This window comes from Mageeibacillus indolicus UPII9-5 (assembly GCF_000025225.2).
In the GTDB taxonomy this organism is placed as follows: domain Bacteria; phylum Bacillota; class Clostridia; order Saccharofermentanales; family Fastidiosipilaceae; genus Mageeibacillus; species Mageeibacillus indolicus.
Genome location: NC_013895.2, coordinates 785,994 through 811,082, shown reverse-complemented (window position 1 = coordinate 811,082; position 25,089 = coordinate 785,994). Strand labels below are relative to the sequence as shown.

The 25,089-nt window shown below is 42.8% G+C and carries 19 protein-coding genes; 3 read left to right on the top strand and 16 right to left on the bottom strand.

Features of this window, described 5'->3' with window-relative positions:
- Positions 1–312: 312 nt before the first annotated feature.
- The 3 genes from lysS to HMPREF0868_RS03665 form a co-directional block, all read right to left on the bottom strand.
- Entirely contained in the window at positions 313–2,295 is a 1,983-nt protein-coding gene (gene lysS, locus HMPREF0868_RS03675; RefSeq protein WP_012993355.1) for a lysine--tRNA ligase, read from the bottom strand.
- Between the two features lie 8 nt (positions 2,296–2,303).
- Positions 2,304–2,786, bottom strand: a complete 483-nt coding sequence (gene greA / locus HMPREF0868_RS03670; RefSeq protein ID WP_012993354.1) for a transcription elongation factor GreA — start codon at positions 2,784–2,786, stop codon at positions 2,304–2,306.
- A 111-nt stretch (positions 2,787–2,897) separates the two neighbouring features.
- Positions 2,898–4,403: an IMP dehydrogenase gene (locus HMPREF0868_RS03665; RefSeq protein WP_012993353.1), complete on the bottom strand. Its 1,506-nt coding sequence runs from the start codon at positions 4,401–4,403 to the stop codon at positions 2,898–2,900.
- Positions 4,404–4,506: 103 nt separating this feature from the next.
- Between HMPREF0868_RS03665 and HMPREF0868_RS03660 the strand changes: the two genes are divergently transcribed.
- Entirely contained in the window at positions 4,507–6,987 is a 2,481-nt protein-coding gene (locus HMPREF0868_RS03660) for an ATP-dependent DNA helicase (protein ID WP_012993352.1), read from the top strand.
- Positions 6,988–6,992: 5 nt separating this feature from the next.
- Here HMPREF0868_RS03660 and recO read toward each other — a convergent pair whose 3' ends face one another.
- From recO to rny, 8 genes are all read right to left on the bottom strand, one after another.
- Positions 6,993–7,766, bottom strand: a complete 774-nt coding sequence (recO, locus tag HMPREF0868_RS03655) for a DNA repair protein RecO (protein ID WP_012993351.1) — start codon at positions 7,764–7,766, stop codon at positions 6,993–6,995.
- 12 nt (positions 7,767–7,778) lie between these two features.
- Complete coding sequence (era, locus tag HMPREF0868_RS07910) at positions 7,779–9,470, bottom strand: GTPase Era (RefSeq protein WP_012993350.1); 1,692 nt, start codon at positions 9,468–9,470, stop codon at positions 7,779–7,781.
- Positions 9,439–11,586, bottom strand: coding sequence for an HD family phosphohydrolase (locus tag HMPREF0868_RS03645; protein ID WP_012993349.1), 2,148 nt, complete (start codon positions 11,584–11,586; stop codon positions 9,439–9,441). Before HMPREF0868_RS03645 ends, era begins: the two co-directional genes overlap by 32 nt.
- 12 nt (positions 11,587–11,598) lie before the next feature.
- Positions 11,599–12,645 (bottom strand): PhoH family protein, encoded by a 1,047-nt coding sequence (locus HMPREF0868_RS03640; protein WP_012993348.1) that lies wholly within the window; start codon positions 12,643–12,645, stop codon positions 11,599–11,601.
- Positions 12,642–13,601: an RluA family pseudouridine synthase gene (locus HMPREF0868_RS03635; RefSeq protein WP_012993347.1), complete on the bottom strand. Its 960-nt coding sequence runs from the start codon at positions 13,599–13,601 to the stop codon at positions 12,642–12,644. Before HMPREF0868_RS03635 ends, HMPREF0868_RS03640 begins: the two co-directional genes overlap by 4 nt.
- A complete protein-coding gene (gene lspA, locus HMPREF0868_RS03630) occupies positions 13,573–14,058 on the bottom strand; it encodes a signal peptidase II (RefSeq protein ID WP_012993346.1) in 486 nt (161 codons plus the stop codon). The genes HMPREF0868_RS03635 and lspA overlap by 29 nt, the downstream gene beginning before the upstream one ends.
- 24 nt (positions 14,059–14,082) lie before the next feature.
- Positions 14,083–14,868, bottom strand: a complete 786-nt coding sequence (locus HMPREF0868_RS03625) for a TIGR00282 family metallophosphoesterase (protein ID WP_012993345.1) — start codon at positions 14,866–14,868, stop codon at positions 14,083–14,085.
- A 130-nt stretch (positions 14,869–14,998) separates the two neighbouring features.
- A complete protein-coding gene (gene rny / locus HMPREF0868_RS03620) occupies positions 14,999–16,561 on the bottom strand; it encodes a ribonuclease Y (RefSeq protein WP_012993344.1) in 1,563 nt (520 codons plus the stop codon).
- A 173-nt stretch (positions 16,562–16,734) separates the two neighbouring features.
- On the opposite strand from rny, the gene pdxS reads away from it, so the two are divergent.
- A complete protein-coding gene (pdxS, locus tag HMPREF0868_RS03615; protein ID WP_012993343.1) occupies positions 16,735–17,601 on the top strand; it encodes a pyridoxal 5'-phosphate synthase lyase subunit PdxS in 867 nt (288 codons plus the stop codon).
- A gap of 126 nt (positions 17,602–17,727) precedes the next feature.
- Here pdxS and larE read toward each other — a convergent pair whose 3' ends face one another.
- The 5 genes from larE to HMPREF0868_RS07905 form a co-directional block, all read right to left on the bottom strand.
- Positions 17,728–18,981, bottom strand: a complete 1,254-nt coding sequence (gene larE / locus HMPREF0868_RS08225; protein WP_012993342.1) for an ATP-dependent sacrificial sulfur transferase LarE — start codon at positions 18,979–18,981, stop codon at positions 17,728–17,730.
- 100 nt (positions 18,982–19,081) lie between these two features.
- Positions 19,082–20,038 (bottom strand): protein translocase subunit SecF, encoded by a 957-nt coding sequence (gene secF / locus HMPREF0868_RS03605; protein ID WP_012993341.1) that lies wholly within the window; start codon positions 20,036–20,038, stop codon positions 19,082–19,084.
- Positions 20,035–21,372, bottom strand: a complete 1,338-nt coding sequence (gene secD, locus HMPREF0868_RS03600) for a protein translocase subunit SecD (RefSeq protein ID WP_102892312.1) — start codon at positions 21,370–21,372, stop codon at positions 20,035–20,037. The genes secF and secD overlap by 4 nt, the downstream gene beginning before the upstream one ends.
- 61 nt (positions 21,373–21,433) lie before the next feature.
- Positions 21,434–22,534, bottom strand: coding sequence for a M24 family metallopeptidase (locus HMPREF0868_RS03595; RefSeq protein ID WP_012993338.1), 1,101 nt, complete (start codon positions 22,532–22,534; stop codon positions 21,434–21,436).
- Positions 22,535–22,762: 228 nt separating this feature from the next.
- A complete protein-coding gene (locus HMPREF0868_RS07905; RefSeq protein WP_012993337.1) occupies positions 22,763–23,461 on the bottom strand; it encodes a YqeG family HAD IIIA-type phosphatase in 699 nt (232 codons plus the stop codon).
- A 215-nt stretch (positions 23,462–23,676) separates the two neighbouring features.
- On the opposite strand from HMPREF0868_RS07905, the gene HMPREF0868_RS03585 reads away from it, so the two are divergent.
- Positions 23,677–25,032: an aspartate kinase gene (locus tag HMPREF0868_RS03585; protein ID WP_012993336.1), complete on the top strand. Its 1,356-nt coding sequence runs from the start codon at positions 23,677–23,679 to the stop codon at positions 25,030–25,032.
- Positions 25,033–25,089: the final 57 nt, after the last annotated feature.

Here is a 25,089-nt window from a genome sequence, read left to right as displayed (position 1 = left end):
TTGTTAACCTTTTATGCTAACCTTTCTTGAGCTAATTATACAAAAAAAATCTATATTGACTAGCCTTTATTTATTGTATATTTGTTATTTTTACTTTTCTATTTCATTACGCTCCCATCAAAGAAGGTATCAGGTACAAGAAGAAAAAACAAACCATATGGATACAGTGAAATTACATAGGTGCAGTTGATATTCCACCCCATAAGTAAAATCAGCGTAATCGGTATTACTACCGACTACGCTGATAATTTTTTAGGAATTAAATCCCTAAGTGAATGCCCCTAAATCATTCTCTTTTTTAGCATAAATTGATCAATACAGCTTTGCGCCAGCTGGTATATGATCATCGACTATTAGAAGATGCAATTCCTCTTCCTCTGACTCTTTAAGCTTATTGACCGCTGAAAGCAGCATTCCGCAAGATTCTATGCCCATCATTTTACGCGGCGGCAAGTTGGTAATAGCCACCAACGTCTTACCGACTAGCTCTTCCGGCTCATAATAAGCATGAATGCCTGACAAAATGATTCTATCAGTTCCAGTTCCATCATCTAGCGTAAACTGCAAAAGCTTCTTGCTCTTAGGCACGGCTACACAAGCTTTAACTTTTACCGCCCGGAAATCTGAGCGGCTGAACGTATCAAAATCAACCGTTTCGGTAAACAGCGGTTCTATCTCCACGCGACTAAAATCAATAACTTCATGCACAGCTTGATTTGGCGTTACCGCAGCTTCGGTTATCTCAGCATCTCCGCTTGACGTTACCGCAGCATTTTCGGCATTTCCTAAAACTTTTCCTACCCCGTCACTCAGCGGCTTCATTGTTGGGAAAAGTAACACATCACGAATTGATTCAGAATCAGTGAGCAACATCGTCAAGCGATCTATGCCCATTCCCATACCACCTGTAGGCGGCAGGCCATACTCCAAAGCCATGCAATAATCTTCATCCATACGATTCGCTTCTTCATCACCGAGCTCACGCTTGCGCAATTGAGCTTTAAATCGCTCCCGCTGGTCAATCGGATCATTAAGCTCAGAATAAGCATTGGCGAATTCAGCACCACAAATAAACAATTCAAAGCGCTCAGTTAATTCAGGGCGGCCCGGCTTTTTCTTGGTTAGCGGAGAAATCTCAATAGGATAATCGTATATAAAAGTCGGTTGTACTAGCTTATCTTCAACGTATGTTTCAAAGAACAGATTAAAAATATCACCGCGTCCCATACCAGGTTCGACTGGCAAATTATGCTCAGTGGCAACTGCAACAGCAGCAGGCAAATCTTTGATCTGATCAAAGTCAACACCAGAATATTGTAATACCGCATCCCGCATAGTCAAACGGCGGAACGGCGGCTTCAAATCCACGTCAACACCGCGCCACGTAACTGTAGTTTTGCCGCAAGCAGCCATCGCGCACTCGTAGATCAAAGTTTCGGTAAGCTCCATCATACCCTTATAATCGGTAAAGGCCTGATACAATTCGAGCAAAGTAAATTCTGGATTATGTTTGGTGTCCATTCCCTCATTGCGGAACTGACGTCCTATTTCATATACTCGATCCATACCACCAACAATAAGGCGTTTTAAATACAACTCCGGCGCAATACGCAGATACAAATCAATATTCATCGCATTGTGGTGAGTAATAAACGGCCGCGCCGCTGCACCGCCGGGAATAACATTTAAGATCGGCGTCTCGACCTCCAAAAAGTCTATATTATCAAGATAGTTGCGCAAAGTGCGAATTATAATGCTACGTTTGGCAAAGGTCTGGCGCACTTCCGGATTGACGATCAAATCAAGGTAACGGCGACGATAACGGGTATCCATATCTTGCAAACCATGAAACTTTTCGGGTAGCGGACGAATGCTTTTGCTCAATAAAACGTAACCGTAATTGCGTATGGAAATTTCTCCGCGTTGTGTGCGCATCACTTCTCCATCAATGCCTACCCAATCGCCTATGTCGAGTTTTTGCCACTCCTTATATGCTTCCTCGCCCAATAAATCTATTTTTGTAAAAATTTGAATGTGGCCGAATTTGTCGTTTAAATCGCAAAAACTGACCTTACCCATTCCTCGCTTACTCATTATGCGCCCGGCAATTTTAACTCGTTTACCTTCCAAATTCGCAAAATCACGACAAATTTCTTCGCATGAATGAGTTCTTTCAAAACGCACCTGTTCAAATGGATCTTTACCGGCCGCTCGTAGTTGAGACAATTTATCACATCTGATTTGCATTTGTTCATTCTGACTTATGGTCTTGTTTGACTCGTTAATAGCACTCATATTTACTCCTAATCTTTGCAAATTTTGACAATCTTGTACTTAAGCTGGCCGATAGGAGCTTTAACGCTGATAACCGACCCTTTCTTTTTGCCTAAAACTTGTTGTCCGACCGGAGAATCGGAAGAAATTTTATTTTCAAAAATATTCTCTTCTTTGGCTCCGACAATGGTGTACTGGGTCTCTTCGCCGGTAGCTTCATCCCGCAAAACGAATGCTGAACCTAAGGTAACATTGGTCTTGCTGATTTCATCATTGTCGATAACCCTAACTTTCTTCAGTATGGCCTCAATTTCCATTATTCGGCCTTCATTTTCGGCTTGAGCCTGTTTGGCGTCATCATATTCGGAGTTTTCCGATAAGTCACCAAAAGACAAGGCAACCTTAATACGCTCAGCCACTTCCGAACGAACCACGATCTTGCGATGCTCAAGTTCTTCCTTCAAATGATTAAAACCTTCAAGGGTCATTTCAATTTGTTCTACTTCAGGCATATGTACCTCCCATTTAACTTTGATTACTCTTAATATGTAAAATTATTTTAGCAACTTTTTTCGTCTTTAAGCCAGCAATTTCATTATTTCACTCACACTTATAGCTGAACTCTACTTGATACGTTCACTTTCTTTGGCAATAACATCATGCGCACCACCCTCAACAATACTGGTAGAAGAAACGCGTACCAATCTGGCGCGTTGATGCAATTCATCCAAGCTCAGCGAACCACAGGCACACATCGTTGCTCGGATTTTAGCTAAAGCTGAGTCAACATTTTCTTTCAACGAGCCAGCATACGGCACATAAGAATCAACGCCTTCCTCAAAGACCATACCCGGGGCATCCCCTTCATGATAACGTTGCCAGTTACGCGCACGGTTTGAGCCTTCTCCCCAATATTCTTTAACATATGTACCGTTAACAAGCAAGCGGCGCGTCGGACTTTCATCAAAACGGGCGAAGTACCGGCCAAGCATCAAGAAATCCGCCCCCATAGCCAAGGCCAATGTCATGTGATAATCGAGTACCAAACCCCCGTCGGAGCAAAGCGGGATGTACACACCAGTTTCAGCAAAATATTCGTCACGGGCTTTAACCACATTTATCAAAGCGGTGGCCTGGCCGCAACCTATGCCTTTGGTCTCTCTAGTGATGCAAATGGAGCCGCCACCGATGCCGATTTTGACGAAATCAGCCCCGGCATTAACTAAATATCTAAAAGCTTCTCCATCGACTACATTCCCTCCCCCCACAAAAACTCGGTCACCGTAGTTCTGCTTAATCCAGCGCAAGGTATCACTTTGCCACTCAGAATAGCCGTCCGAAGAATCAATACACAATATATCAGCCCCGGCTTCAATCAATGCGGGTACTCGCTCAGCGTAATCGCGAGTATTAATACCAGCACCGACCATCAAACGCTTGTTATCATCCAATAATTCATCGGGATTTTCTTTATGTTCATCATAGTCTTTGCGGAAAACCAGGCCAACCAAGTGATGCTCGGAAGTGACAATTGGTAATTGATTAACTTTGTTTTCCCATATTTTATCATTGGCCTCACTGAGGGAAATTCCATCGTAAGCATAAACCAAACTGTCAAAGGGAGTCATAAAAGTAGTTACACAAGTATCTAGAGAAAGTCTGGAAATGCGATAATCCTTTGAAGCTACGATTCCTAACAAAACACCATCGGCTGTACCGTCATCGGTTATAGCCATAGTTGAGTGACCGGTCTTGCGCTTAAGTTCAAGCACATCAGCCAAGGTGGCCTGCGGCGTTAAATTACAATCAGAAACTACTACACCGGCTTTATAACGTTTAACTTTGCGCACCATAGCGGCCTGTGATTCGATACTTTGCGATCCGTATATGAAAGAAAGTCCGCCGCATCTCGCCAAAGCTATTGCCAATCCGTCGTCGGATACAGCTTGCATTATAGCTGACGTTAAGGGAATATTTATCGAAAGTTTAGCTTCTTCCTTCCCTTTACGAAATTTGACAATCGGGGTTTTTAAACTTACATTATCCGGAACACATTGCTTTGTTGTTAAATTGGGCAACAATAAATATTCGCTGAAAGTACGTGATTCTTCGCTGATAAACTGTGCCATCATAGTCTCCTTAGGGTAATTTTTTAATATAATACCACAAACCATAAGATAATTCATTCAGTGCGACATATAAGTCATGTTATAATCTTGATCGGAGGTCGTAATGCAAGTAGTTATTGGTGTGCGAGCGTTAATTGAATCGGTTTGTCGGCGGGGCGGTCTTGTCCCCAACGGCGGTTTAGGGAGCGATAGCTCCACCGGAATGAACTTACATCGTTTGTTTTACAAAAAAGCAAATTCAATTTTCCCTGCTTATCGTGGTTTAACTGAATACGCGCTAAGCCGCACATTCAACCTGACTGATGTTGATATAACTGTTCAGGGGCGCGCCGACTTAGTTTTGTGGCCGAATACCATGCCGCTCGTTTCAGCTCAAGCAACAACTACGTCGCTTCCTTCAGATGTGGCAGTTATTGAGGTGAAATCATATGCCGGGCTAAAAACTCAGCTTAATCCTGAAGGTTATCCTTTACATTGGGATCAGGCTCTGCTTTATACCTGTCTTTTGCATAACGTTACATCCAATGGTCACAGGACTTTTACCTATCATTTGGCCTATATTTCACTTGAAGATGACGATCCGCTTATTTTAACGAAAACCGTCGATGAATCTGATGCTTTTGCTTGGCTAATCAATGTTTTGCAAGAGTACGGCAGCTTGGCACGTAATGAATACCTGTATCGCTTGACTCGCGATGCCTCAATCAAAGCTCTACATTTCCCTTATCCCCAAATTCGCCAGGGGCAAAGAGAATTGATGTCTTCTGTGTTGGCCGCTATAGCATCTAAAGTACCGCTGTTGGCGCAAGCACCGACCGGAACTGGCAAAACCGTTTCCACGCTTTATCCGTCAATAAAGGCAATAGGCAACAATTTGGCCGACAAAATTTTTTATTTAACCGCCAAGACAACTACGCGTCAGGTAGCTTCTGAAACTGTAAACAAACTGTATCAGGCCGGATTGATATTGCGCACCATAATATTGTCCCCCAAGGAACAATTATGTTTGTCGCCAGAAATATTTTGTGATCTGAGAATGTGCCCCTACGCAATAGAGTACTATGATCGCTTGCCTGAAGCATTGATAGAATTGAAACTTTCTCCTTTAGTTACTGCGGAGGAAATTACCTCTGTTGCCAAAAAATTTAATCTATGTCCGTTTGAGTTAGCGCTTGATTTCGCTCGCTGCTGCGATCTTATCATTGGCGACTACAACCATTTTTTTGACCCGCGCATACGCTTAATTAGATTTTTTTCTGACGACAGCAGGCACCATATAATTCTCTGTGATGAAGCACACAATCTGGCTGAGCGTACCCGAGATATGTACAGTGCCGAACTGTCTTTTCTGAAAGTCCATGCCGCCAAAGAGAAAATTAAAAGTCTGTCTCCGCAGCTGGTTACAAAATTAGATATACTTACCAAGTATTTTGCAGCATTTGCCCAAGCCATGAAATCCGAAAAAAGTGGCTTTGAACAAGTCGAAAAAAGTTTGGCGGAGAAGCCGGTTTTTCAAGCGGAAAATTTTCGAGCCGTAGCAGCACCGCTCCCAGGTTTGCGTCGTTTTTTATTCAGCTTGATTGAGCCTTTACATGATTTGCTAGATAACATCACTGATTTCGATTTACGGCGACCGATAATGGACTTTTACTTCGAACTTTTGTTTTTCTTACGTATACATGATGAATATTTCGATGAAAGTTATGTGACTTGCGTAAAACGTGATCACCGTGACATAATCCTAACTTTGCGCTGTCAGGATACATCATCTAAATTAGTGGCGACTTATAAAGATCAACATATCCCGATATTTTTCTCAGCAACTATGGCCCCACTTAAATACTATAAGAACATTTTTTGTGGCCAAGATGAAACCATATATCCAGATATACTAAACTTAGCATCGCCGTTCCCGGCAGAAAACTTATTATTACTGACCTACACCGGTTTAAAAACTACTTATGAATATCGCAATTACACTTTACTGGAAGCAGCAAAACTTATTTGGCAAGCCTGTTCAATAAAGCCCGGCAATTATTTGGTGTTTTTCCCATCCTACCGTTACCTGAATTCAGTGGCTTCAATCTTGAGCAGTCAGGTCGGTAAAAACTGGCATTTGCTTCAGCAAAAACCAAATATGTCGCCTGACGAGCGAGAAGCCTATTTGAGCAATTTTGCCGACTCGGCCAAAGAATTTTCTACCATTGGGTTGGCCGTATTGGGTGGAAGTTTCAGTGAAGGTATTGATTTGAGCGGTGATCGCTTAAATGGCGTAATAATCATCGGAGTCGGCCTGCCACAACTTAGTCCGGAACGAGAGTTACTTAAACAATACTTTGATTTTAAACTACGCCAAGGCTTTAATTTTGCCTATCTTTTTCCTGGTTTTAGCAAAGTAATGCAGGCTGCGGGGCGTTTGATTCGCAGTGAATATGACCGCGGTTTCATTATTTTAGCTGATGAGCGATATGCCAAACCTGAATATGTAAATCTATTTCCGGAATATTGGCATCCGTCGGAAATCAGCACGATAAGGGAAGTTGAAGCCGAAATTAATAACTTTTATAAATATTTCGAGTTATAATCAAGTCAGTTATTCGTTCCGCTTACCGCCTCCCGCCTGCGGGTAATTTTTAAACGTTCCGCCAACTTCTCCATCTCACCCATTTGATTCGTTAAAACTGAATGATTGTAAGAATGATCAAGACAATAATTGAGAAGCTCTTCAGCAAACCGTATAAACGAAGAACGCAGTTGCGCCGGAAGACGTATATTGCGTATTTTTTCCGACTCAATTTCATTCAAGCATGCCAATACTCTAGCTAAATCTGTTTTGTTAGACCTTGGAAAATCTTGCCATTGATAGTCTGCTTCCATTAAACAGTCAACTCGTTGCGAGAAAAATTTTTTTGACGCGGCCAGATCCAAAGCGTAACCATTAAGCAACAACAACTTCACCTTTACCAAAGCGGTAAACAGTTGAACATCAGTTTCCGGTCTATTGAGTGCATAAAGAGCATTGACCGCCAAAACATAGGTCAGCGGCTGAACCGTATCAGTCTGCATCAAATCAAGAACCAGCTGAATTATCTGTCCGGCCGGGATTTGTAAATTGAGCTCAGCTAAAATATGACTGAACTCAGCTACAACTTCCCCACTCAAGATCCTTTTAGTCACTCCCCGCTCAGAAAGTTCAACTTCAATAAGACTGAACGGCACAGCTAATTTGTGCAGACGTGAAGCCGGCAACAATATACCCTGGGCAAACAGCGATATTTTTCCATGATCTCTGGTAATCAATTCAATATACGCATCTTTTTCTTTGACCTGATTGATTTTGGCAACTAAACCTTTGACAAACATAGCTACGGCCGATCAATCTTTGTTTTGGTATCCCAACTCTTGAAGAATACCGCGGCGGTTACGCCAGTCAGGTCTTACCTTAACATGTAACTCTAAGTAAACTTTACAGTCCAACATTTTTTCGATATTGTGCCGCGCTGCTGACCCGATGCGTTTGAGAGATTGGCCGCCTTTGCCGATGATGATTCCTTTATGCGACTCTTTATCACATAATATGGAAGCATGTATACGTACTAGTGAACGATCATAAGGGTCAGTAGAATTTTCCGCGGCTACCTCTTCAAAGGAATCGATGATAACAGCTGTACCGTGAGGGACTTCTTCGTGAGTGTAAATAAGCAGCTGCTCCCGAATCATTTCGCCGGCGATTTGTCTCTCTGATTGGTCGGTAAAACTGTCGACTGGATAATAACGTGGACCGGTAGGCAAAAGTCCAGTCAACACACGCAGCAGTTCGCCGACTCCATCAGAAAGTTTGGCAGATATTGGAATAATCTCAGCTTGTGGTGCAAGCTGTCTATACCGATTTAAAACGGGTAATAAAGCTGATTTATCAATTAAATCAATTTTATTGAAAGCAATCACTGTCGGCAAGCGAAGTGATTGAGCAGTTTTTAAACAATTTTCCTCGATAGAAGTTGGACCAGCCTTGCAGGCATCAATCATCAAAAGCAGGATATCAGAATTACTCAGAGCTTTTTTTGCAGCCTCCTGCATATACTTACCCAACTCTGTATCCGGTTCATGCAAGCCTGGGGTATCGATAAATATCATCTGAACTCCACGCGCATTGTAAATAGATCTTATATTGTTACGCGTAGTTTGAGCTTTGCGTGAAACAATTGCTAAATGCTGCCCGCTGATGGCGTTAAGTAAGGTAGACTTACCGGCATTTGGACGACCGACAATGCTTACAAACCCAGATTTAATCAGTTGCTGTTCTTGCTCACCTTCCGGTTTAAGCAAACACTCTTGCTCTTGCTTGCCCTGAACCGAACGGGTTTCAGAAAGAATCGGCTCGCCGTCATTTAAATTAGTGCTGACATCGGTAGCACTCAATTCTCCGCTCAAAGGATCAAAAGCTGCTTGATCCGTCTCGGCCCACATTTTTTGCTCAGAATAATCATTTTCTATCTCATTTAAACGCTTTAAATTTGTAGTAATAAGTTTAATTATTTGTTCACTAGTCATTTCACGCTTTATCCCAAGATTATCCAAAAGCTCGCGTTGAATTTCTTCCATCTCCAAACGATCCGTTTCATTGTCGACATGGTCATAGCCGACTAAATGAAGCATGCTGTGCAAAGTCAGGAACGCCACTTCGCGCTGCATTGTATGATTAAATTCTAGGGCTTGTTCTTCCGCGCGGTCCAAACATATGACAATATCACCCAAAAAAACGCTGTTGTTTTCTGGATTAATATCAGCTGCTGTCAAATGTTCTTCTAGGGCACCTTTTTTCATGGCAAGCATTGGAAATGAAAGTACATCTGTTACCTTGTCTATACCTCGTTGTTCTTTGTTCAAACTGCGCATAGCATCGGCACCGATAAAAGTTACAGCGAATTCTGGCTGTAAGCCTTCTTCACTTAAATAATCTGAGAATGGCAAATAGCTGAAACCTGCCTGTAAAGTATAGCGAATTATTTGGCGCAGCTCTGCAGTTGACCACTTACATTTTTCTTTTTGAAACTGGATTAGCATCAGGATATTTCAACCTTTCATGAAATTGCCCCTCGTATACACGGAGGAAGGCTTGAACCATCTTTTCTACCTCTTGGTAAGATAGGCCGCTATCTACCAACTGATCTTGATCATTTTTTCCTTTGACAATTTTTCTGATCAACTTTTCTGTATTCACTAAATCGCGGTAACCCGTTGACTTCATTGCTGCTTCTACTGAATCGGCAATCATAACAATACCGGTTTCTTTGCTTTGCGGAATTCGCCCAGGATAGCTGAAATCTGCAGGATCCGGCAAAGGCATACCTTTTTCTTCAGCAATTTTGCAAGCCTTTGGATAAATCGACATGAGGACTGTATCCCCATGATGTTCAACAATAAAAGCAGTCACAGCCTCCGGCAAGCGATTTTCTTCAGCCAATTTCACCCCATCAGTTACATGAGCAAAGATTATTTTAGCACTTTCCTCGGGGGAAAGCTTGTCATGCGGATTTTCACCGAATTGATTTTCCGTAAAATAACTAGGATTGTTCAATTTACCAATATCATGGTACAAAGCCCCTACCCTAGAAAGTAAAGCATTAGCCCCGATGCTTTCAGCTGCAACTTCGGCTAAATTGGCAACCATGGCCGAATGCTGAGCGGTGCCGGGCGCCTCAATGAGCAGTCTTTTCAGTAAAGGTTGATTGGGATTTGACAGTTCAACCAAACGCAAGGGTGAAACCGCGTCCAATACTATTTCGTATAGAGGCATGACGCCTATCGCTGCTACCGCACTCAATGCTCCGACTGCGAAAAAAATCAAACTGTTGCTCAACATTACCCCGGAAGAGGTCTTCATCAACAAATCCAATGCTATCGAAGTAAAAGTCGGAGCAATAGCCGCCATCAAAATGACCAGAGCATAGCGATTGCGCTTGGTAAAGTTGTCGGTCAGCATAGCACATACAATAACGCCTACCAAAGAGCAGAACAAAAATTGGAAGTTCATATCTGCAATAGGAAAAACCAGCATCAGTAAACAAGCCGAAAAAACTAGTGCCAAGCGCATTCCGTAATATGTCGTGAATATAATTGTCGCAAAATACACCGGCGCCATAAATGGAGAAAATTCAGCCCCATAAGCAGCGATAATAATAGGCAATAAAAATGTTACCAAAATACTTACAATACGTTTGGCATCGGTCAAACCATCGACTAAATGCCCGGCTAAATATGCTCGGCCGATAAAAAATACTGCAAGCACATCCAACAAAGTTCCCAAAAGTATTTGCCAATCCCAACTGCCTGCATTGATAAGGCCAGCATCCCGAAGTATCTGATATTCAATCGAAGAAATTTTATCCCCTTTAAGAACAACTCTGGTGCCTTTTTCGATCATCACCGGTTGAGCAATTGCAGCATCATAGGCATCTTTCCTAGCCGCCAAAGTTGTTTCATGATTAAAAACCATATTTGGTTTGATTATTGCCCGCAGCAGATCACCAACTAAACTGTATTCCGAAGCAAAGCTTTTGCTATTAACCTTTAAAGTATCCAATTCGTTTTGAACAACTGAAAGCAAGTTATATGAAGTTATTTCTTTTTTTACCAAATAATCGGCCAATCTCTCAGCATTACTTTTCACCATTTCATAGGTCGATGGGTTCATCGTAAAAAACAGTTGCCAGTCGGCATCACTTAATGTCTCGGCCAAATAATCCGGCAGAATTTTTTTAGCATCGCCTACTGCAGCCGTTATTTCCGGATTGGTCGGCAACCAATCCGCATCGGAGGAATCCGATTTTGTGATAAACTTATCCGATAATTTTTTTCTTTCCGCATCAACACGCTTGAAAAGCGTTGCCAAATCAGCCAAATTTTTTTGCGCGATTTCCTCCGAACGATTGTAGATATCGGCAACCTGCGACGCCTGCCTCTCAGCCTTGGCTTTGGTTTTGACCCGATCAATTACCGCGCGATTGAGAACAATATCCTCGTCCGCGATCGATCCTACCTGTAAATTATAACTGACCGGAATAACGGCTTGATAAATTAATAAAAATACCACTATCAACGCCAACACGGTTAAAAACGTAACTAATCCTTCGGAAAAATTTATTTTTACCTTGTGTAAGCGATCTGTAAATTTTCGCATATATACTCCTAATTATTTTAAGCGCAACCGGAGCCTGTTTTGAGGCGACCGTACAGTTTTTGACTGCCGCGCAGAACTTACCCCCCCATGTTTGGCACGGTGTTTGTCGGCTTTATCATAGGCAAGGATTATACTTTGTACTATACCGTTACGCACAACATCATCGCAAGTAAGCTCTATAAATTTAATTCCGTCGATATTTGTCAGGACTCTCCTGGCATCGCACAGTCCAGATGTTTTCCCTGCCGGCAAATCGATCTGAGTTATATCTCCTGTCACGATTACTTTAGAGTTAAAGCCGATTCGAGTCAGAAACATTTTCATCTGTTCCGGCGTGGTATTCTGTGCTTCATCCAATATTATAAATGCATTGTCCAAAGTTCGTCCACGCATGTACGCCAAAGGAGAAACTTCAATCACCCCTCGTTCCTGATTTTTTAGATATTGATCCGCGCCCATAAGTTCATGCAAGGCATCGTAGAGTGGGCGCATGTACGGATCTACCTTCATCTGTAAATCACCCGGAAGGAATCCCAACTTCTCGCCGGCTTCAACTGCAGGTCTAGTTAAGATAATTCGATCAACGCTACGCTCACGGAACGAATTGACAGCCATAGCTACCGCCAGAAACGTCTTACCTGTTCCGGCTGGCCCTATAGCAAAAACGACTTCATTTTTTTTGATTGCTTCAATGTACCTGCTCTGCCCCGCTGTTTTGCAGGCAACTACTTTTCCTTTAGCAGTCACACAAACACCGTCAGGGCTGAAATTGCTGACCGCAGTCAAATCGCCTTGCGCTGCTTTACCACTTAAATAGGTCACCAGCTGCGTCGTGATCGTATTGCCGGATGCCCGTAAATTGATCAGTCGTTGTAGCACACCACAGGCCCCTTCAATTGTGAGCTCATTTGCTCCAGCCACCACCAAACCGTCAGACCGCAAAGTGATACTCACGGCAAATTGTTTCTCCAATATCGCCAAGTTGCGTGATAAAACGCCGTTTAATTCAGCCAGTATATCAAAATCATCAAGTTTAATAAATTTATCCATATGTTTCAAAAATTATCCGCCATAGTATTACGATTTTTTGTTTGCAACATCGGGAATTGCTCTAAGAAAGTATTGAACACCTCCGGAAGAGGCGCGTAACAATCTATCATACGTTGGGTAATAGGATGTCTGAAATGAAGCTCCGCCGCATGCAACAGTTGCCCGCCCAGATCGGCGTATTTCCTCCCCGCCGCATAAAGAGGATCACCGACCACCGGATGACCAATATAGCTTAAGTGAACCCTGATCTGATGAGTGCGACCTGTTTCTAAGTTAAGCCGCAGCAGGCTATAGCCGGGGCGCGACGCCAAAACCGTAAAATGCGTCAACGCCGGTTTTCCTTTTAAGGTGACAGCCATTTTTTGACGGTTACGGGGATCGCGTCCAATCGGGGCATCTATTTTGCCTGCTGTTTCTGCAAAATTGCCAAAAACTATTGCTTGATAAACCCTATTGATAGCGTGAACTGACAATAATTCAGCTAATTTGTTATGGATGCTATTGTCCTTCGCAACTACCAACAAACCAGATGTATCCTTGTCGATGCGATGGACAATACCCGGTCTGAATTCGCCATTGATATCGGACAAATTATTCCCGCCGCAATAATTTAGCAAAGCATTCACCAAGGTTCCGTTCGCATGCCCCGGAGCCGGATGAACAACCAAGCCACGAGGTTTATTTACAACCAAAAGATACTCATCCTCAAAAACAATATCCAGCGGCAGATCTTCAGCTTCATGCCGCGGCACAGCCACCTCCGACAATTCTATTTTCACATGACAAGGACAAGTAAGCTTTAGCCCAGCCTTGGGGAAAGTGCCGTCAGCCAACAGAACTCTTTTTTCATTCAGAGCCTTAGTAATATCCGAACGGGTAAGCTTATGCCCCAGTTCTTGTAAGCATTCGGTTAAAGTAACATCCAAGCGCTCGCGGTTAAGCGGCAAGTCCAATTCTATGATCATCTTTACCACCATTTTTCTTAAATGAACTAAATAAAACAAAAATCAAAGTTCCTATTACCAAGCAAATATCGGCAACGTTAAATACCGGATAATGGAAACTGCCGAAGTTAAAGGCAAACATGTCAACCACCCCACGATAAAGAACGCGATCGATCAAATTGCCGGCGCACCCTGCTGCCATTAGGCTCAGCCCGAAACGATTAACTTTTTCTTTAGTACTATACACGCATACAAGTAAAACAACTAAAGCAACCGCCGAGATTGCTGTGAGGAGGTAAATTCCCCAAGCTTGACCTGCCAAAAAGCTCCAAGCCGCTCCCCGGTTCACCGTTTTTGTAATATTAAAAAAATTACTGATAACAGTCAACAACTCTCCGTCCTGCAAGTGCCGTATGACACTTAATTTTACAGCTTGGTCGGCTGCTATACCCAATAAAATTATCAATAAATATATCATACTTTGTATTATCCTCTCAAGAGTTTAATCTCGTAAAAAAATTCGTTCAATCTTGCTCGCTTTACCATTGGACGGATCAGCTTCGATAAAAACAGCTTGCATAACTGTCTTCCCATCAGCCAATTCATATCGTGCTGGCAAATGGTCGACGAATCTCCGCATAGCCGTGCTTTGGCGCATCCCAATCACCCCATTGCCAGGTCCCGTCATCCCTACATCAGTTATATAAGCAGTACCGCGCGTTAAGATGTGTTCATCGGCAGTCTGCACATGCGTATGCGTCCCTAGCACAGCGGTTACCCGACCGTCTAGAAAATAGCCCATGGTTTGTTTCTCAGCTGTCGCTTCTGCATGAAAATCGACCAAAGTTATATTTGGCGCAAACTTCTGTTTCCAAACGGTAAGCTCACGATCAATATAATCAAAAGGAGATTCGCAGGATTCCATAAATACCTGACCGAGTATCTGTGTGACCATAATTTTCCCTTGCGGTAAGTCAAAAACGGCACAGCTCTGACCGGACCAATTCTTCCCCCCATTACCCGGACGCAACATGGACTTATCCGTATCTATCCAACTGTTGATTTCCCACTTTGACCAAGTGTGATTGCCGAGCGTGATGCAATCTATCCCAGCTTTATATAATGCCTGCGCCAATGAACCGGTTATGCCCAAACCTCCGGCTGCATTTTCACCGTTGGCGACACAAAAGTCTACCTGTAATTCTTGGCGCAAACGCGGTAACTCACGTTGAATCATTTTAATGCCGGCAGTTCCGACAACATCTCCGATAAAAATAATACGCAGCAAGTCGCACCTCCTAATAAACTAATTCTAGCATAATTTGACAAAAAAAGGGGATCAGCCTAGTGGCCAATCCCCTTAACTTACTATTAATCGTCATACATAATTTGTACTATGGCAATTCAGGACAAGCATCCTACTTTGCCATATCGGAGACACGGGTTTCACGAATCATATTGACTTTTATCGTTCCGGGATAGCTAAGTTCTTCTTCAATCTCATGACAAATCTCCCGAGCGGTCAAAATCATATCTTCATCGGAGACCTTTTCCGGTTGAACCAAAACTCTTATTTCCCGACCCGCCTTTATAGCGTAGCATTTTTCAACTCCCTCATGCGACATCGCTATCTCTTCCAAACGTTGAATACGTTTGATGTAAGTTTCTACATTTTCACGTCTTGCACCCGGCCTTGCTGCCGATAAAGCATCGGCCGCAGCCACTAACACTGCAATAGGAGTTAAAGCTTCGCAGTCGCCATGATGCGATACGATAGAATTAATAACGATGGGAGGTTCGTTAAATCTACGAGCCAAATCTCCTCCAATCGTCACATGGGATCCTTCCAGCTCAAAATCGGCTGCCTTGCCTATATCATGCAAAAGCCCGGCACGCTTCGCCATAGTTACATCCAGATCAAGCTCAGCTGCCATTAAGCCGCATAGCCAACTCACTTCGAGAGAATGCTTTAAACAATTCTGGCCATGACTGTAACGGTAATGCATACGGCCCAAATATTTCATTAACTCGGGATGCATGCCCATAATTCCCGTTTCCAAGCAGGCACGTTCGCCTTCTCGCTTAATGATGGCATCAATCTCTTTACGCGATTTTTCCGCCATTTCTTCGATTCGTGCCGGATGAATTCTGCCGTCCAAGACTAGTTTTTCAATCGTAAGCTTAGCGATCTCACGCCTAATCGGGTCAAAGCACGAGACAATCACCGCTTCAGGAGTATCATCAATAATCAAATCCGCGCCAGTTATGGTTTCAATAGCTCTTATGTTGCGACCTTCGCGCCCTATAATCCGCCCTTTCATCTCATCACTTGGTAGGTTGACTACGGATACCGTTGTTTCAGAGACACAGTCTGCTGAGTAACGCTGAATCGCTGTGGCGATAATTTCTTTAGCTTTATACTCAGCTTTATCTTTAGTTTCTTCTTCCATCTGTCGCAGCATCAAGGCCATTTCATGACGGTAAGTATCTTTAGCTAAAGAAAGCACCTGATTTTTGGCTTCTTCCATCGACAAAGACGAAATTTTTTCGAGTTCCAGTTTCTTAGTTTCTTCCATTTCTGCGATACGACGTTCTTCATCCTGCAACGCGGCAAGTTTTGTTTCATACTTCTCTTCTCGGTTGCTCAAATCACCCAAACGTCTTTCAAGTTGCTCTTCTTTTTGATCAATTCGGTTACGCTCACGCTGTAAATCAGCTTTGCGTTCACGTACATCTCGTTCCAGATTAATACGGGAGCGTTGAATTTCCTCCTTGACTTGTAAAAGCAATTCCCTTTTTCTGCTTTCACCGTTTTTACATGCTTCGTTGTAAGCCTGCTCAGCTTTTTCACCGGCCAATTTGCTTTCAGTGACCAGTTTAGCCCGAGCTTTGTTAAGATCCAAACGATAAAATAAATAGGTTATGCCAATTCCCAGAGCAAGGCCGATTACCGCAGCAAGGATATAGTAAAGTTTATCCATGGTAATCTCCTCCATATAAAATTATCAAAGTTGTTGGCCAAACATGACCTTTTACATTGTACTTTAAATTAGTTTTTAAAACAAGTTCAGCATGAACAAGTTGGTATGGTTTTTATTTCGTAATTTGGGCATTTGATTTTGGCTGCTACGTATTAAACTCAAATAAAAAATGTATGGAGGTTCAAATGAAAACTGCTATCAATCAAAAACTTCTCGGTGGCGTTATTATGGATGTCACCACACCCGAGCAGGCAAAAATTGCCGAGGCAGCCGGTGCTGTCGCCGTAATGGCTTTGGAACGCATTCCGGCCGATATTCGAGCAGCCGGCGGAGTATCGCGCATGTCAGATCCAAAAATGATTCGCAGTATTATGGAAGCGGTAAGCATTCCGGTTATGGCTAAGGTGCGTATCGGTCATTTTGTGGAAGCACAAATTTTGGAGGCCATCGGCATCGATTATATTGATGAAAGTGAAGTTCTATCACCGGCCGACAACGTTTATCATGTCGATAAAACCAAGTTTAATACCCCATTTGTCTGTGGGGCTCGCAATTTGGGCGAAGCATTACGTCGAATACAAGAAGGAGCTTGTATGATTCGGACTAAAGGTGAGGCCGGTACAGGTGATGTTGTTCAAGCAGTTTCGCATATGAGACAAATTCAAGCTGAAATTCGCGCCGTAGTTTCAATGGCTGAAAATGAACTCTATCACGCCGCCAAGGATTATGCTGTCCCGTATGAACTGCTGAAGTATGTTCATGACAACGGTAAATTATCTGTTCCGAACTTTTCGGCCGGCGGCGTGGCTACTCCTGCCGATGCTGCTTTAATGCGTCAGTTGGGTGCAGAAGGCGTATTTGTAGGAAGCGGTATTTTTGCATCCGGTGATCCTGAAAAACGCGCTAGAGCTATTGTAAAGGCAGTACGTAATTATAATGATCCGGCCGTACTCGCGGAAGTTTCCACCGGCCTCGGTAAGGCCATGGTAGGAATTAATGAAGAAGAAATAAGAACACTGATGGCGGAACGCGGCGTATAAATCCCAAGAGCTCCGTCTTAGTCGAATAGAAACAGGCAGCTTAACCAAGTGCAAAGCTGCCTGTTTCTATCGTTATAACATTTTACAAATATAATCTGCTACTTACAGTTTTAATCTGCTGCTAATTTATTTTCTATTCACACTATTAACATTCAAGTTCATGCTGCCAGTACGGTAGCCAATGATATCCAAGGTAACATAATTAAAGCCTAAACCACATAAATATTGATTTATTTCTAGACGCAAATCACTGTTTGTTAAAAGCGACGTTAACTCAGCAGGGGCCAATTCAATTCGGGCCAAATCGCCGTGTACACGTACTCTAACCTGTTTGAACCCCCTGTTTAATAAAAATTCCTCAGCCAAATCAACCTTACCCAGTATGGCCGGATCAATCGTATGGTTATACGGCATTCGCGTTGCTAGGCAGGCTAATGAAGGCATGTTTTTTGTCGGTAAACCTAAAGCGGCAGATAAAGAACGGATCTTCTTTTTGTCAAACTGTGCTACCCGTAAAGGACTCAACACATGCAATTCGGCAATTGCTTTAAGCCCCGGGCGATAGTCTCCCATATCATCCAAATTAGATCCTTCAGCCAAATATGGAAACCCATGTTTGACGGCAAAATCTATAAAATTTGAGAACAGCATCTTTTTACAGTGATAGCATCTGTCTTCTGGATTCGGATATAATGTACGCATTTCAGTGTCAGAAAATGAGGCTGTACTAAGTGCCAAACCGTAAGACTTACTCATGCTGAGAGCAGCTTGAATTTCACGCCGTGGAGTAAATGGAGATATACCGAGAATCCCGGTAGCATTTTGTCCCCCCAGTACGCGGTCAGCCACATAAAGCAACAAGCTTGAGTCGACCCCCCCAGAAAAAGCTACAGCCAGTTTCCCGTCTTTGGGCAAAGCTGCCGCCAAAGCTAGATAATCCGTTCTCGCTTCTCCGCTTAAAAAAAGCAAGGGATTACGAATTCCTTGTCGCCAATCAACAATTGTTTCCGGATCGATATACTGCAGCTTGGACGCAGCTAAAGAATTAATAACCGTATGATCGGTTGCAATGTAAATTGTTTTTTCCGGTTCTGTTTTCAAATTAGCCAAAGCCTCGGCAAGATCAGATTTGTTGATTGCCAACCTTGTATAGGTCAAGCCTGAAGGCATACACATATCTTCAGACCTATTATCTAAAACAATGACAACCACAGTTTTGCCGTTATTTACTGCAGCTCTTAGCATATCAGCCCAACCGTCCGCAAACAGTCTGTCGCGTTGCTCAATTAAGTCATTTGTTAGAATTACAACTAAGTTATGTTCAGCCGGGTCAAAGTTTTCCTTTGTTACAGCTTGATTAGCAATATTATATTGTGCCATACGTACCTCCCTGAAAGATAAGTATTATATAGCAAAAAATAAAATAAAAAAAGGGGGGAAAAACTCCCCCCACCGAGCAAATCTAAAACTGCCAATGTAATTAATGTTCGTAGCCAGTTCGTCCGCCGCGCGTTTTAAACATCGTCCAAAGCGGAGTTGCCAAGCAAATTGAAGAATAAGATCCGATTATTACACCTACCATCATCGGCAAAGCGAACTCAACAATGCTCGACAAATTATATACTTTGGCGAAAACGAAGGCCATTAAAATTGCCACGAAAGAACAAATACTTGTGTTTAGCGTACGAGTAAAAGATTGATTAATAGACATATCAACCAAATCAGGCAGAGTCATTTTGCCACCGTACAAGCGTTCATTCTCTCTGATCCGGTCAAAAATAACGATTGTGTCGTTAACAGACCAACCCAAAATTGACAGGACAACAGCGATTACTGTTTCATTCAGTGAAAACCTGAAAACAACAAACGCAAAGAATGCAATTAAAACATCATGAATCAAAGCAATCAAGGCAAAGATACCGGCTGAAGCACCCGAAATGGTTCTAAATCTTATCCAAACGTACAAAACGATCAGAATTGAAGAAACCAGAACCGCCAACAGACCATTGGTCAAAGTGCGTTGACCGATAAATGGATTAACCAAGCTAGCTTCCGACCAAGTTATGTTGTTAGATGGGAAAGCCTTCTGCAGTGCTTCCGTCATCGCCATCTGTTCCTCTGTCTTCAGAGCCTGATTGTCGGCAACGTTAATAACCAGACTGCGCACCTTTTTTTCGCTGCTTGATTCCAAACTGGAAATGATTTGCATCGAAACAGGTTTTTTAATTGCATTAGAAACTACTTCCTCCGCTTTGCTCAAATCGACATCACCGGCGAAACTCATTTTTACGATTGAACCACCCTTAAACTGGATATCCAATTTCATGCCGAAAACTATAGCAGAAATAATTCCAATCAATAAAAGCAACGAAGAAAAAGCGATGAATTTATAGCGTTGCTTATAAAAACTCATCTTAAACGGTATATTCTGAGTCATAACGCCCCTCCCTCTTTACGAGCTTTTTGCTTTGCACTGTAATCGCCATACAGCCAAGTGTTACGCAATTGTTTAAATGCAGCTAAAGAGCTTACCATCAAATGCGAAGCCGTTGCACCGCAAATAAGGTTAAGTATAACACCAAGCAACAGTGAATAGCCAAATGAAAGCATTGAGCCTGTTCCGAAGACCATTAAGCACACTGCGGAAATAGCCACCGTAACATTACCGTCAAGGATTGATGAAAATGCCCGATCGAAGCCGCTAGCAATAGCTGTTAGCAAGGTGGCCCCGCCACGTAGTTCTTCTTTGATTCTTTCAGAGATTATGATATTAGCATCAACACCCATACCGATTGAAAGAATGATACCGGCAATACCTTGTAAGGTCAAAGTCTGTTGTGGGATGGATATACCGAGCATAATACCAACAATCTGCGCTAGCAAGGCGATAATTGCCACAAAACCCGGCAAACGATAATACAGCAATAGGAATATACTCAAAATAATGAATGCTACAATTCCGGCCCTTAACATTACGCTTAAGGCGTTATTACCAAGAGACGGAGATATCGAACTCGAGCTAATGGCTTCAATATCAAACGGTAGAGAGCCGGCATTTATTTTCCCAGCCAAATCCACCGCCGCTTTAGGCGACTCCATAGGAGAAATCATAGCTCGTCCTTCCGAAATAACAGAGTTGACCCTAGGATTTGACAACATCTTTTCATCCATGTTAATGGACAGATTTTTGCCGAGGTTTTCTTTAGTAGCAACCGCAAATTTCTTCGCACCTTCCGGAGTTAATTCCAAAGAAACAACGTTTTCACCGTTTTGGGTGTTCACTTCGTGCGAAGCTTTTTTAACATCGCTGCCCTCGAGTACGACCTTACCGCTTTCATCTTTAAAGGTAAGATGAGCAGTTTCCCCAAGTTCTTTCATAGCCTTGGCCGGATCAAAAACAGCTTCTTTTGATTTCCACGGGAAACGAACGATTACATACCCGTTTTGACGGTCAATGATAATATCACGGTCCAAAATATTCAAATTATCAAGGCGGGTCTCCATAATTTTGTTAATGGCCTGCAACTGATCTTCAGTCGGTTTGCCTTTAAAATTTTTGGGAGCATATACAGCTTCAACGCCACCGCGGATATCAATACCAAAGCGTATTTCCGAAGCTCCGGCCAAACGGATCTTGGTGCCGCCCGGTTCAGGAACGCTGATACCGGTGTAAGAAATGACGGTTAGCAGAGCAATGATAAGAGCCACTATGAAAAAGGTATGCTTCCGCCCTTTTCTTATTTTGACGGAAGGGACCGATTTGCGTGACATAATGATCACGTCCTTTCATATAAATTCAATAAATAAGTATAACTAGGTTATTCTAACAAAATTAATGTAACAAGACAACTTCTTTTGTAGCGGCGGTTATAACTTCACAATCATGTTCCCGTACAAGGCAAGTATCTTCGATTCTTACGCCGCCTACTCCCGGAATGTAAATTCCCGGTTCGACTGTCATCATTGACCCTGCTTGCAAAACCGTATCACAATATTTGCTGCAGCGAGGTGACTCGTGGATTTCCAAGCCTAAGCTGTGACCGAGGCCGTGGCCAAAATATTCGCCATAGCCTGCGTCATTGATGATATTTCTCGCTACGGCATCCACATCTTTGCCCTTAACGCCGGCCCGCAGAAATTTTTCTCCGGCCGTCTGAGCTTTTAGGACAATATTGTATATTTCCAAAATTTTCGGGTTCGGTGTTCCTAAAAATACGGTACGAGTGATATCTGAGCAATAGCCTTCATACAGCGCACCGAAATCCATTGTTATGGAATCGCCATCTTCAATCACTTTATCGCTAGCAACTCCATGCGGTAAGGCGCTGCGCAAGCCGGAAGCGATTATTGTAGTAAATGAAGGTGCCGAAGCTCCCAGAACACGCATATTATGTTCAAGTTGAGCTGCGACCTGATTTTCCGTTTGTCCTGCCTTGATTGTCGGTAGAAGTTGTCTCCAAGCTTCATCGGAAATATAGATTGCTTTACGCAGCATTGCCAATTCCCATTCATCTTTGATTAAGCGCAATTCAGCAAGTTCGCTGCCCAACGGCACAAACTTGACCGAAGGATTGTTCCTCTGCAAGGTTAATTGCATTGTCCACGGAAGATAGTCAGCTTCCAAACCGACTTCTTTTATTTTTATCTCTGCCAGATGTTCACTTACTACCGTCAATGCCGCTTTGGTCACCGGAACAATCATATACTCGGAAGACTGAATTTTTCCCTGCTCAATATATCTGCTGTCCAAGTAAAGATATAAGTCTTTTGCCGTGATCAAGGCATAAGACTCCGTGCCGGTGAACCCCGCGAAGAAACGTGTGTTTTCACGGCTGTACAGCAAAACAGACTCCAGCTTTCGTTCAGCCATCCATTCTCTTAACGCCGCTATACGCCTTGCACGATAAAATTCAATTTTTTTTAGGTTAGCCATATAACCCTCCTTCTCCTCTATTGTTAACTTTTACTTGTTAATATAGTTTATTTTAATATAGTTCATTTGCAAAATTTATTATTCTGTTTACTCTTTTGCCATTTTCGTTATTTGTCAGCGCTTTGCTCTCTATCTACAACAACGAACCGAATTCGCGATAATGTTTTCATTATATAACTTTATAGTCTGATTGTAATCTGTCGAGCGACAAATCGCTAAACTTTATTTTTATCCGTTACTTATGTGGTAATCAGACGGCTTTTTCAAATAAAAAAAGTGATAATGTCGTCTCTTGAGCAAGCGGGAAAAAATATTTTTTCGGTGTGGCAAAGTTCTTAAACGCCGTCGAGGCAAAAAGCGCCGTAAATTTTTAAACCTCCTTCTAGCCAACCAATTAGCAAATATTTTTCTTCCGCTGGATGGCAAACCTTTGTTCATCTTAAGCGAGCTAATGAAAGGCAGCTCAAAAATCCGCTTTATCCGGATGTACCACTTCTCACCCGTGGCTAACGGGGCCACCAACAAAGTCAAAACACCGGAACGACGGCCACATAGAACATCAGTGAAAATTTGGTCGCCGATTAACAATGTTTCTTTAGGCGAAAGCGAAAATTTTTGGCAGGCCAAGTGCACCCCACGGCGTGACGGTTTGCCTGAATCAGCAATGAAATCCAAATGATGTAAATCAGCAAATGGTTTCACGCGTTCTGCCGGGCCATTGCTGAGTATTAGACATTTGAAGCCTGCATCAAGCATTCGGTTAATTTGCAAGTCAGAAAAGGCCGTCCTTTCCCTATGCCCGTCGCGGATAAGTGTATTGTCCATATCCAACAAAACCAATCGATAACCTTGCTCATATAAAGAATTAAAATCTATATCCGCTAAACTGCGGAAATAGGCGTCCGGTTGAAAAAATCGCTTAAGCAAAGGTAAATATCTCCAGTTACATATTAATATCTTAACGTTCTAAGATAATATAGCACACTAATTTTAAAACGTGTAGTGAAACAAGTCATTACACAATTTTTGTGATATATTAACAATGTATATTTCTGCCAATGCTCTTGATAGATGTTTAATGATGCTCTTGATAGATGTTATTGCCGTATAGCTGGTATTTATTTTCGCAAAGGAGTCATATAATGAAAGTTTGCAAATTCGGCGGTTCATCTTTAGCCAACGCTGACCAAATACGTAAAGTATGTGACATTGTTCTTAGTGATAGCTCTCGGAAAATTATTGTCGTTTCAGCTCCGGGCAAACGCAATCGAGAAGACGTTAAAGTCACAGATTTGCTTATTAATTTAGCTGAAGCCATTATCGCCGGTCACGCCGGGAATAATGAGCTTGAACTTATTCTTAAACGTTTCGTCGGCATAGCCCGCGAAATGCATTTGCAACATGATTTTGAACAAGAAGTACGTGCCGATCTGGCCGAACGCATAAGCACTTATCGTAATTCTCCGCAAGAACTTACTGATGCGCTTAAAGCTGCGGGAGAAGATAACTGTGCGCGTCTGGTCACCGCTTACTTGAATGCTATGGGGGAACAGGCTACTTATATACACCCTGGCAAAGCAGGTATGCTGCTTACAGGTGAACATGGTAACGGTCAGCTTTTACCGGAGTCATATTGTGAACTGTCCAAGCTTAAAGATATGCCCGGCTTATTGGTATTTCCAGGTTTCTTCGGCTATTCCGAAACTGGTAAAATTGTCACTTTCTCCCGAGGCGGTTCGGATATAACCGGAGCGATTTTGGCGGCGGCTGTCGGGGCCGAAATGTACGAAAACTGGTCGGATGTAGACTCGGTTTTTGCCGTCAACCCTAATCTAATACCGCATCCGGCACCTATACGAGAAATGACTTACAGCGAAATGCGGGAATTGGCTTATGCCGGATTTTCCGTTTTGCATGAAGAGACTTTAGAGCCGGTATTGCGCTGCAACATACCGATTTGCATTCGTAACACTAACAATCCTAATTCTCCCGGCACCAAAATTGTCGCTTCTCGCATCGATTTTGATGGTATAGTGACCGGAATCTCCGGCAGTAAAGGTTTTTGTTACCTGCATATCTCACAATATTTAATGAACAAAAAAGTCGGATTCGTCTATCGTGTTCTAAAGATTTTGAATGAACTTGAGATTCCTTTCGAGCACATGCCTTCCGGAATAGATTCAATAACTATAGTAATGCGAAACTCTGTCTTCACCCAAGAAAAAGAAGCCATGGTAAGACGTCGTTTAAATGATGAACTTGGCGTAACGTCAATTAATGTTGTCCGAGGCCTGGCCATGGTCATGCTCGTCGGCGCGGCAATGGCACAAACAGTAGGGGTTATGTCACGCGCAGCCTCTGCTTTGGGCAGAGCTGGCATCAACATGGAGTTAATAAGTCAAGGAGCTTCCGAGCTTAGTATAATAATCGGAATACGCGAAGAATACTGCCAATACGCCGTAAAAGAGTTGTATCACGAGTTTTTCTTAGGCCGTTAGCTTGGCCGTTGACTTGGCCGTGAGCTCAGTGGACGGATCACTTATGTCCGCAACGGA